Annotated in this window: 9 protein-coding genes, 1 tRNA gene and 2 rRNA genes (1 of these 12 cut by a window edge); 4 read left to right on the top strand and 8 right to left on the bottom strand. The window is 57.2% G+C overall.

The features are described 5' to 3' along the window. From CCE89_RS04010 to CCE89_RS03990, 4 genes are all read left to right on the top strand, one after another. Window positions 1–1861 (top strand): 23S ribosomal RNA (locus CCE89_RS04010) (it extends 927 nt beyond the left edge of the window). 123 nt (window positions 1862–1984) lie between these two features. Beyond that, a 5S ribosomal RNA gene (rrf, locus tag CCE89_RS04005) occupies window positions 1985–2099 on the top strand. A gap of 221 nt (window positions 2100–2320) precedes the next feature. Next, window positions 2321–2397, top strand: a tRNA-Met gene (locus CCE89_RS04000). Between the two features lie 456 nt (window positions 2398–2853). Next, a complete protein-coding gene (locus tag CCE89_RS03990) occupies window positions 2854–3855 on the top strand; it encodes a DUF2891 domain-containing protein (RefSeq protein WP_086436694.1) in 1002 nt (333 codons plus the stop codon). A 64-nt stretch (window positions 3856–3919) separates the two neighbouring features. Here the strand turns inward: CCE89_RS03990 and CCE89_RS03985 are convergent, their stop codons facing one another. The 8 genes from CCE89_RS03985 to CCE89_RS03950 all read right to left on the bottom strand — a co-directional run bounded on the left by CCE89_RS03985 (window position 3920) and on the right by CCE89_RS03950 (window position 9538). Then, window positions 3920–4513 carry a hypothetical protein gene (locus tag CCE89_RS03985; RefSeq protein WP_086436693.1) on the bottom strand — a complete coding sequence of 198 codons (594 nt, stop codon included), beginning with the start codon at window positions 4511–4513 and terminating at the stop codon, window positions 3920–3922. Between the two features lie 76 nt (window positions 4514–4589). Further along, window positions 4590–4955, bottom strand: a complete 366-nt coding sequence (locus CCE89_RS03980; protein WP_086436692.1) for a PRC-barrel domain-containing protein — start codon at window positions 4953–4955, stop codon at window positions 4590–4592. Between the two features lie 178 nt (window positions 4956–5133). Further along, window positions 5134–5682 (bottom strand): manganese efflux pump MntP, encoded by a 549-nt coding sequence (locus CCE89_RS03975; RefSeq protein WP_086436691.1) that lies wholly within the window; start codon window positions 5680–5682, stop codon window positions 5134–5136. Between the two features lie 27 nt (window positions 5683–5709). Continuing rightward, window positions 5710–5949: a hypothetical protein gene (locus tag CCE89_RS03970; protein WP_086436690.1), complete on the bottom strand. Its 240-nt coding sequence runs from the start codon at window positions 5947–5949 to the stop codon at window positions 5710–5712. Beyond that, window positions 5946–6182, bottom strand: coding sequence for a hypothetical protein (locus CCE89_RS03965; protein ID WP_086436689.1), 237 nt, complete (start codon window positions 6180–6182; stop codon window positions 5946–5948). Before CCE89_RS03965 ends, CCE89_RS03970 begins: the two co-directional genes overlap by 4 nt. A 223-nt stretch (window positions 6183–6405) precedes the next feature. Beyond that, entirely contained in the window at window positions 6406–7401 is a 996-nt protein-coding gene (locus CCE89_RS03960) for a DMT family transporter (protein ID WP_086436688.1), read from the bottom strand. Continuing rightward, entirely contained in the window at window positions 7368–9338 is a 1971-nt protein-coding gene (locus tag CCE89_RS03955) for a protein-L-isoaspartate(D-aspartate) O-methyltransferase (protein ID WP_234989926.1), read from the bottom strand. The genes CCE89_RS03960 and CCE89_RS03955 overlap by 34 nt, the downstream gene beginning before the upstream one ends. 11 nt (window positions 9339–9349) lie before the next feature. After that, complete coding sequence (locus tag CCE89_RS03950; RefSeq protein ID WP_086436686.1) at window positions 9350–9538, bottom strand: DUF3008 family protein; 189 nt, start codon at window positions 9536–9538, stop codon at window positions 9350–9352. Window positions 9539–10076 lie beyond the last annotated feature (538 nt).

Genomic DNA, 10076 nt, shown 5'->3' with positions numbered 1-10076 from the left:
AACCTAACCAAACTCCGAATACCATCGAGTTTAGTCTGGCAGACAGACGGCGGGTGCTAAGGTCCGTCGTCAAAAGGGAAACAGCCCTAACCTACAGCTAAGGTCCCCAAGTCATATCTAAGTGGGAAAGCATGTGGGAATCCCAAAACAACCAGGAGGTTGGCTTAGAAGCAGCCATCCTTTAAAGAAAGCGTAACAGCTCACTGGTCTAAATAAGGGTTCCTGCGGCGAAGATGTAACGGGGCTAAAGATATGCACCGAAGCTTAGGGTTGCAGTTTACTGCAGCGGTAGCGGAGCGTTCCGTAAGTGGATGAAGCCGAAGGGTAACCGACGGTGGACATATCGGAAGTGCGAATGCTGACATGAGTAGCGATAAAGAGGGTGAGATGCCCTCTCGCCGAAAGACCAAGGGTTCCTGCGCAACGCTAATCGGCGCAGGGTGAGTCGGCCCCTAAGACGAGCCCGAAGGGGGTAGTCGATGGGAACACGGTTAATATTCCGTGACCTGGAGATGTGTGACGGATCGTGGAAGTAGTTCAACCTTATTGGATTGGTTGGGCTGCCAAGCGGTTCCTGGAAATAGCCTCTCCGTATAGACCGTACCCGAAACCGACACAGGTGGTCAGGTAGAGTATACCAAGGCGCTTGAGAGAAGTATCCTGAAGGAACTCGGCAAATTGCCTCCGTACCTTCGGAAGAAGGAGGCCCCGTTAGAAGGCAACTTTTAGCGGGGGGCACAGGCCAGGGGGTAGCGACTGTTTATCAAAAACACAGGACTCTGCTAAGTCGGCTTCAAGACGACGTATAGGGTCTGACGCCTGCCCGGTGCTGGAAGGTTAAGAGGAGGAGTGCAAGCTCCGAATTGAAGCCCCAGTAAACGGCGGCCGTAACTATAACGGTCCTAAGGTAGCGAAATTCCTTGTCGGGTAAGTTCCGACCTGCACGAATGGCGTAACGACTTCCCCACTGTCTCCAGGATATGCTCAGCGAAATTGAATTCTCCGTGAAGATGCGGAGTACCCGCGGTTAGACGGAAAGACCCCGTGCACCTTTACTGCAGCTTCAGAGTGGCATTAGGAAAGAGTTGTGTAGCATAGGTGGGAGGCTTTGAAACTTGGGCGCCAGTCCGAGTGGAGCCATAGGTGAAATACCACCCTGCTGTTTTCTGATGTCTAACCAACTACCGTTATCCGGTAGTGGGACCCTCTGTGGCGGGTAGTTTGACTGGGGCGGTCGCCTCCTAAAGAGTAACGGAGGCGCGCGATGGTAGGCTCAGGCCGGTTGGAAACCGGCTGCGAGAGTGCAATGGCATAAGCCTGCCTGACTGCGAGACTGACGAGTCGAGCAGAGACGAAAGTCGGTCATAGTGATCCGGTGGTCCCTCGTGGAAGGGCCATCGCTCAACGGATAAAAGGTACGCCGGGGATAACAGGCTGATGATTCCCAAGAGCTCATATCGACGGAATCGTTTGGCACCTCGATGTCGGCTCATCACATCCTGGGGCTGGAGCAGGTCCCAAGGGTTTGGCTGTTCGCCAATTAAAGTGGTACGTGAGCTGGGTTCAGAACGTCGCGAGACAGTTTGGTCCCTATCTGCCGTGGGCGTCGATACTTGAAAGGAGTTGCCCCTAGTACGAGAGGACCGGGGTGAACATGCCTCTGGTGTACCAGTCATGCCGCCAGGCGTGCCGCTGGGTAGCTATGCATGGACGGGATAACCGCTGAAAGCATCTAAGCGGGAAGCCTCCCTTAAGATAAGGTATCTTCGAACCGTCATAGACCATGACGTTGATAGGCTGGGTGTGGAAGCGCAGTAATGCGTGGAGCTAACCAGTCCTAATAGTTCTGATCGCGCTTGATGAATCCCACCATCAACGACAGTCCTGCCCTGCAGGCTGGCGTTGAGGAGGAACCTCAAGCCAGATACGCCCAATACCCTTGATAAAGGGCATCGATTTAAAGCCGCATCCGCCTGCTTCATTGCTTGGTGACCTTAGCGCCTGTGACCCACCCGATCCCATCTCGAACTCGGCCGTGAAACCAGGCAGCGCCGATGGTACTAGTGCCTAAGCACTGGGAGAGTAGGTCGTCGCCAGGCATTGCAGCCGGCGGGTGCGCGGAAAAAACCCATTCACTAGTCAAAGGGCTGAACCTCAGGGTCGGCCCTTTTGGCTTTGTGGCCAGGATGCTGTGCCGATCGGATCCGTATGATCCGCAAGGCCGACCGGCCGTCCACAGCGATGCGACCTTGAGGTCGCATGAGCGAGGATAGCCAAGCCGACGGAGTCGGCGCTGGCGTTTGAAGCCAGACATAGGTGCCGCGGGGTGGAGCAGTCCGGTAGCTCGTCAGGCTCATAACCTGAAGGTCGTTGGTTCAAATCCAACCCCCGCAACCACCATCTCCCTGAAAACATGTAATTTATCAGCCTCGCTGCCCCCAGCGGGGCTTTTTTCGTTGGCACATGGAAGCAAATAAGAAGCAGGTTGCTGCGTAGTGCGGCTCAACCAGGCGGACTGCCGACGCGTTCCACCACTATGTGGGCTCCCTTGCGGAACGTATTTGAGATCAAGGCTTGTTTGTGTTTGCGAGTGATAGCAATTTGCAAGGCTGTGATCTTGTTGATCTGCGCACAGGCGATCTGGTTATTGATCCTGAAATCAGGACGCGCGCAACAGTCACGCAGCGCTAGACTAGGTGCTCTGTTCAATTCGAGATTCCAGCCGATGCCCGAGCAAAGCTTGGTAGAGAAGTTGGGCGCGAACCTAAGACAAGGGAATTTTGCGGATTTCAGTACTGCCACTAGGCTGCCGGTCTGCGATGACAGAATTCATGTGGTAGAGATCTATATGCTGTGGAACTGAGCGAAAATTTGGCCCGGAAATTTGCGGACATCGCGCTTGGCCATGTCGCACGTGAATATCCCCACAAGCTCGACCATGTGATGGCTGGCGAAAGTGACATTCGTCACCCCCGTGATCTGCATCCGGCATTCTTCGGCAGCTTCGATTGGCATAGCTGCGTTCACGGCTGGTGGACGCTGCTCACGCTGCGACGGCTATATCCCTTAATGCCGCAAGCACTGGCCACAGAAGCTTTGGCGGATACCACCTTCACCCAATCCAAGATCGCGACCGAACTTGCGTATTTCGAGCGTTCCGGCGCGCGGGCATTCGAACGCCCCTATGGTTGGGCATGGCTGCTCTATCTTCATCACGAGGCAGAACGGCATGGCGATAGAGAATGGGGCGCGCAACTCGAGCCACTGGCGCAAGCTCTCGCGCAAAAACTGTGCGCCTACCTTCATATATTGGATTATCCTATTACCAGCGGAACGCATGGCAATACTGCCTTCGCGCTAACGCTTGCTCGCGAATGGGCCGAACCACGCAACTCCGAACTACTCTCAACGATCGACCGCTGGTCACTAAAGGCGTTTGGCGAAAAGAAGGATTACGCCGGCTGGGAGCCTGGCGGCGATGAGTTTCTCTCGCCTGTTTTGACAGGGGCTCTTCTGATGAGCCGCATCATGCCGAACGGACGTTTTGCAGCATGGCTCAAGACCCTCGTAATCGACAACGGCTGGTTGGCACGGGAATGTAGACCGGTGATTGTCAGCGATCGAAGTGACGGGAAGATTGCCCATCTCGATGGCCTCAATCTGAGCAGGGCCTGGTGTCTGTTTGCCATGCGGAACAGGCTAGGCGCTGACAGCGACTGGAATCTGCTGGATCTGCGTGCCGATGAGCATCTAGCACGCGGGATCGAGCACATCGCGGGCGACTATGCTGGCGAGCATTGGTTGGCGAGCTTCGCGCTTCTTGCTGTGATCGCGCGCGATGAGGGGCGAGCTTAGGCTGTTTCTCGGTGGAACGAGAAATGTGAAATGCGTCGCTTGGTCATAGTAGAGCCTCTCTTGGTCAGGCCGCGCAGGCGTTGAAGAACTGCTGAATCTCGCGATCGCTGCTACGGGACGGGATCGTCACTTTCTCCTCCCCATAGAACACGTCGAGCGGTTGGCCGGTCCGGTATTGCTGCATAACCGGCGTACTGACAGCGGTTTCTACCTCGACCGTCGTTCCCAATTGGGTTTCGCGCGTCTCGATCGGAAGCTGTTGTTCCGCTTCCCCCGCTCTCAGGTCAATTGTCGCGGGACGCTTTGCGACAATTCTCCCGGGCCGGGTAAAATAGACTAGCACGCTCTTCCCACCAGCGCCGAGCGGGCAGCGCAAGTTGAGCGCAATATTGTCTGTCTGCGGAACGCCAAAACTGAGCGTCGCTCCTCGCTCGCCTTGCGAGAAATAATACGCCATGTCCTTGTCGAAGTCAGTTTCACCGCCAGAATTGCGGTTCGCTGGACCTTGATCGGGTGTCGATGTGGAAACCCGGGCATCGCCATCAGCTATGGTGCTTTCCGCGCTCTGTTCAGTTTCGGTCAGCGTGTCGGGAGAGCTCTCGCCGCATGCGACCAGCATGGTGAGCGCCGCGGCAGGGGGGAGCATGGCACGTTTCATATCGCTCTTTTCGGTAAGCTTGCTTGTGAAGGTCAGCGCCCCGAACGATTAGATTGCCGGGGCGCCGATCGTTGGATCACCAGTAGGGGGCGACGACCCAATACGAGTAGACCTTCGACTGATAGTCGCGATCAAATTGCTGATCGCGCTCGTTTTCGTTGTGTGTCGGGGCGTTCTTCAACTGCTCTTCGGTTACATCGAGCTTGTAACCACCCAGCTCGGTGTCGTATTCGAACTTCTCCCAAGGGAGGCTGTGCAGTTTGCCGCCCATACCGAGGAAGGCGCCAACCGAAACTTCGACATCGCGGGCCTCACCCGAGAGTTTGTCGATCATGATCCGGCGCACGGTCCCGATCTTGTTCTTTTCCCTGCCGTAGACAGACGTGCCTTCGACCCGATCGCTGCCGATTAGGGAATGGTCTCTGATTTTCTCGTCAAGCATACTCCTTCTCCATTGGTTTGATTATGGTTCGAGGAGCTATCGCATTGAAACATGGTGATAACTCCTCATACCTGTAACGAGCGAACCCGAAGATCGTGCCGAAAAAGCCGATGCAATGTCGTCGGGACGCCCAAAATATGTGACGGGTCGCACCCGGACCATAGGCACAAGTCCATTTTCAGACGAACCCGAGAAAATCGGCAACGGCCAGCGCAAGCAGGAGCAGCCCTGCGGCTTTCCGCGCCGAGCCTTCATGATTTCCACTGGCGCGCGCGCCGATCTCCAGCCCTATTTGCGTGAAGAGGATCGAGAACACGGCGATCGTCGTAGCCAGTGTCAGCGGATCGAGCCGACCCAGGCCGATGCTGAAGCCGACAAAGAGGTTATCGATGCTCAAACCACCGGCCAGAGCTATAAGGCCTTTCCAACTGGTGATGGCTTCCACACCGGAATTGTCGCCCAGCGATCTTTCGTTTGCCTTGTACAAAGCCCAACATCCCAAACTCGCCAGGAGGATCGGGCCAATCCACTCTGCCGCATCCGCTATCAGGTTAGAGGCCTCTCTACCCAGCCACAGGCCGGTCAGCGGCACAAGGAACTCGAAGACCCCGAAGGCAACCAGGATACGCCAACGGCGGCTTCTTGCCCCGACAGCCCCCAGAGCCAGCGCGGCAGCGAAATTGTTTGACGCTATAACGACGCCCAGGATGACGAGATCGACCGCCATCAGCTGCAAGCGACGAGGCGCAAAGGCTCAATATCCTCCGGGCGGATCGCTGGCAGGGAAACTCTCGTCGAGATCCTCGTCTGTCTCGGTCCATTCCCTCTGAGGTTCGTCCCGCATGGCCTGCGGCCCGGCATCGCGCACATCCATGTAGCTTTCATGCGGTTGATCCGGAGCGTAGGCAGCATTGCTGTTCCTGGGCTGCGCGAAGCGACGGTACGCGAGAAACGCTGCTCCTCCGATCAAACCCAAACCAATCAGTCTGATCATCTCGGCTCTCCTGTTCGATTGTTTTCAAGGATGTGCCAGACGCCCGTGCGGTCCCTTTGAATCTCGCCCAGGAACTTGCGCCCTCGGTAATGTTCGCGAAAGAGCTTTACCGGGGATGACGTTTGCTTCTGTTCGACAAGGCGGAAGGCTTGCGCAGGATTCTCGCCTTCGAGCGTCACCGTCTCGGTGGTGTGACCATCGAGATTCTGAAATTCGAGGATGAAAGTCGACATGCGGCCTCTAATCTGGGCCAAGGTCTTTGAGTAGCTTGATCGAGAGGGGTGACCCGGAGCTTGGCCCATATCTTGTCACCCGAAGACGGCACAATACCATTTGCCAGGGCATTTGGCCAATGTGTCGCACAAGAACTGGCGCGTGACGCTGTTGCGGTTTTGCCGAGCACCACGAAAGAAAGATGAGCAGCGCGGCATCGCCTCCTTTCGAGAAGTCCGTCCCTCAAACCTTGGGTTCAGTCTCTCGCTCGGATCGCTCGGCATGCTCAAAAATCATCAGGATCAAGCCAATGAATACGAGGCCGAAACCAATCAGGTGAGACCAGCGAAAGGCTTCTCCCAGGAGGATATAGGACAAGCCTAGTGCGGAGATAGGCATTATGGCCATGGCACCTGCTGTAAGTGCGCCGGGCGCACGCCGTGCGCCGCTGTACCAGAGGACGGGCGCAAGTCCGCCGGTAACGGCTCCCCAGAAGAAGACAGCAAGCCATCCCTTGTGATTCACGCCGATGATTTCGAACGGCGCCGGATCGAAGGCCAAGGCGAGAATGATGAACAGGATGCCTGCCATGACCGAAGCCGCAAGGGTGGCCTCTAGCGAACTCACGCCTTCGGAAAGCTTTCTGGACAACAAGGTGTAGGCCGCCTCGAAGCATATCGCCACGGCAACCAGAGCAGCGCCGATCAGTGGAGCTTCGGATTGGCCGTCGCCATCGGCTCTCATCAGGTTGATGAAGACAATCCCGATTACCGAGAGCGCCAGTGCCCCTCCCTTCCGCCAGTTCATTGCGGCACCGAAGAACAGCACAGCTGCGCCCGCAGTTACTGCTGGCGTGGCGCTCATGATCGTCGACCCGATCACACCGGTCGTAAGGCGCATGCCGAACAGCATGGCGGCGGTGAAACCCACCATGCCGAAGAAAGAGACCGCCGCGATCACAAACCAGTCCGAGCTTTTCGCGTTCGCCAGCCTCGCGGTAGAAAACCAGGCGAACGGCAACAGCACCAGACTGGCGATGGCCATTCTCAGGAAGGAAGCCGTGAAGACCGAGAAGTGCGAGCCGACAATCTTGCTCAGCGGGGTCGAACTTCCGAACAGCGCCATGCCTGTGAGAAGCTGGAGGATCACTATCGGCGACGAGGACGTCCGCCCCGATTCCGTTTCGCTTCTTCTCCGGGCCACGATCAAACCCCGAAAGGGAAGGTTTCGGCGGGCCATCCCTTCGGCTCGTGCTCTGCCAGAGGTTCGAGCGCGCTTGTTTCATCGAACCAGCAATAGGCGTCGTACTGGCGAGGCAGGACGCTCTCGCTATAGTGGCTCCACCGTTCCGTTTCCGGACGATAGATCACCCCGATAAAGCGCTGAAGCAAGGGATCGCTCAGGCGATGCGAGGCCGAGGAGCCGCTCGGCAAATCAAGCAGAAAACGCGGAATGCCCGTATCATGGCATAGCCACTCATAACTGTCGCGGCGCGATGGATTGATCGCCTTGATCTCTCGCTCACCGCCCCAATCCGTCGCGGCGGTGACGGTGCCGCTATGCGTGCCGAAACCGATCAGGGCGATCTGGTCGCCCCATCTTTCGCGGACGAGCTGGCCGAGGTTGTGTTCTTTCCGAACCGCGCCCATTTCGGTGGCCCGGGCATCGCCGATGTGGCTGTTGTGGGCCCAGACGATCGCCTTCGCATCCTCGCCGCCCTTGTCGACCAGGTGTACGAGCGTTTCGGCCATATGGCTGTCCCTCAGGTTCCAGCTGGCCGCTCCGCCGTAATACATTATCCGGTAATAACGCTCTGCTGAGGAGATAAGCCGCGCATTCATTGCAGCGCCGAAACTCTCTCCATCTTGCTCGAGCGCGCGCTGCAGGAGTTCTTGGCATTGAGCAACGACCGCGTCTTCACATTCGGCATATCCCTGGCGAAGCGCCGCCTGCCCGTACGTTGCCGGGTCCGACTGCCAGGGCGTGAGGCATCCGTATCGTTTCCTGGCTATTTCCGCAGCATCCGGATCATGCTCGTCCAGATATCCGAGAACGGCCTCAATCGACCCGTGCATATTGTATATGTCCAGACCATAGAAACCGATCTGCTCCCCGGAACCGCGTGACTGGTTCAGTTTCCGCAAGTCGTCCAGGAGACCCGGCATTACGGTATTGCGCCACATCCAGGTCGGAAATCGCGTGAAGGGAAAGGGTTCTTCGCTGCGCGGCTGCTGGCCCTTGATATATCGGTCGTAGGCCGCGGCATCCGGCCAATCGCCTTCAACGGCAATGATGGTAAACCCGTGCCTTTCAACCAGATGGCGCGTGATTGCGGCTCTCGCGGCATAGAACTCATGCGTGCCGTGACTGCATTCTCCGAGCATGACCACACGCTTGTCAGCGTAGTGATCGAACGCCTCGGCGAAGTGGGGATCGGAAATGCCCGGAAGCGGCCTGGCCTCGTCGGCAATTACCTGGACCGGTGTGCGATCTACGCTTGTCGAATGATTGGAGCCAGCGTGCGATCCATCCTCTGGAACCATTCCATCGAGGAGGGGAACGAACCGAACGGGGGCGATGTCTTGAGTGACCCACTCCTGCTCTCCGGTTCTTTCGACCAGCCGCAACTGCTGCAGGCTCTCATCGCCTACCGGGATCACGAGCCTTCCGCCTATCTTGAGCTGGCGCTTCAGGGGCTCGGGAACGGTCGCGGTGCGTGCGGCGACCAGAATGGCGTCGAAAGGGGCACGGTCTTCGCAACCTTTCGTGCCATCGCCGGCGATAATCGAACAATTTTCGTAGCCCAGCTCTTCAATGCGTCTAGAGGCCTGTGTCGCCAATGTTTCGTGGCGCTCGATTGCAGTGACTTCACGGGCAATTCTAGAGATGACCGCCGCGGCATATCCGGACCCCGCACCAACTTCGAGTACCGTGTCGCCTGGCGCAATCCCCGCTGCATCAATCATGCGGGCGACGATGAAAGGCTGGCTGATGGTTTGGCCTTCCCCGATCGGCAGGGGTGCGTCTTCGTAAGCGAACTCCTGCATATCTTCCGGCAGAAACGCTTCTCTCGGAACTTCCCTGAAGGCGTTCAGGATGTCAGGGTTCGAAATTCGGCGTCCGGCAATCTGTCGCCGCACCATTTCTTCACGATTGTCGCGGTACCGATGGGACATTCCGAATAGGCTCAGCTGTCATCGACGTGTTCTGGCAGGTCTTCGCGTTTGGTTTCCGCAAAATCCTCCAACTCGTCTTCCGACATGGACTCGTACATCTCCTTGGACGCGCCCTGCAGATCGGACTTATTCATCTCTCCGCGCTTTGCGGCCAGGGCAGCGCCGGCCGCCTGTTGCTGTGCTTTCGATTTGGCAGGCATCGCAATCTCTCCTCAAAAAAGATTTCAAGTGGGGCGGCTGCCGCAAAGCCAGCTTGCAAGGTGATAGCCCTGCAACTGACGAACGACCTGCTGTCCAATGTCTGGGAGATTGTCGGCCAGCGAGGCGTGCTGGAGCAGGCTACGCCCGTCTCATCTCAAAAACGGTATTGAGGGCCAAGTGTTCCGATGAGCACGCAAGGCTCAGGCTGATCCTCGCGTCCGCCTCGCGCCCTTTCAGCCCTTTTTGCAATCGCGTCTGTAGACCTGAACTCAAGATATGTTCCCTTTGCCCCTTTAAGGCGGGGGCGGCACTTTCGGCGTCAGACGCCTTCTCCACAGCCGATCTCCTGGCTCCAGAATCTCCGTATTCTCGGCGTCAGTTCGGGCGTTAACCCTTTCACGCCCCGCCAACTAACCCAGAATAGAAATTGTAAAATCTCCAGCCACCGGTGCATGTTCTTGCCCATCACAAGACTCGGGGCGTTTGAAATCCAAGGATAATCCTTGGTCTTGCAGGAAGACCGACCGGAAAGGCGGC

The sequence above is a fragment of the Altererythrobacter xiamenensis genome, from assembly GCF_900177715.1.
Classification (GTDB): Bacteria; Pseudomonadota; Alphaproteobacteria; order Sphingomonadales; family Sphingomonadaceae; genus Erythrobacter; species Erythrobacter xiamenensis.
The sequence above is the reverse complement of the archived record's forward strand: the minus strand, read 5'-3'. Positions and strand labels throughout refer to the sequence as shown.

What these genes read in the sequence shown, in the direction of transcription:
- CCE89_RS03985 (WP_086436693.1), bottom strand. Translation starts at nt 4,513, where the DNA reads ATGAAACGTGCCATGCTCCCCCCTGCCGCGGCGCTCACCATGCTGGTC.
- CCE89_RS03980 (WP_086436692.1), bottom strand. Translation starts at nt 4,955, where the DNA reads ATGCTTGACGAGAAAATCAGAGACCATTCCCTAATCGGCAGCGATCGG.
- CCE89_RS03975 (WP_086436691.1), bottom strand. Translation starts at nt 5,682, where the DNA reads ATGGCGGTCGATCTCGTCATCCTGGGCGTCGTTATAGCGTCAAACAAT.
- CCE89_RS03970 (WP_086436690.1), bottom strand. Translation starts at nt 5,949, where the DNA reads ATGATCAGACTGATTGGTTTGGGTTTGATCGGAGGAGCAGCGTTTCTC.
- CCE89_RS03965 (WP_086436689.1), bottom strand. Translation starts at nt 6,182, where the DNA reads ATGTCGACTTTCATCCTCGAATTTCAGAATCTCGATGGTCACACCACC.
- CCE89_RS03960 (WP_086436688.1), bottom strand. Translation starts at nt 7,401, where the DNA reads ATGGCCCGCCGAAACCTTCCCTTTCGGGGTTTGATCGTGGCCCGGAGA.
- CCE89_RS03955 (WP_234989926.1), bottom strand. Translation starts at nt 9,338, where the DNA reads ATGTCCCATCGGTACCGCGACAATCGTGAAGAAATGGTGCGGCGACAG.
- CCE89_RS03950 (WP_086436686.1), bottom strand. Translation starts at nt 9,538, where the DNA reads ATGCCTGCCAAATCGAAAGCACAGCAACAGGCGGCCGGCGCTGCCCTG.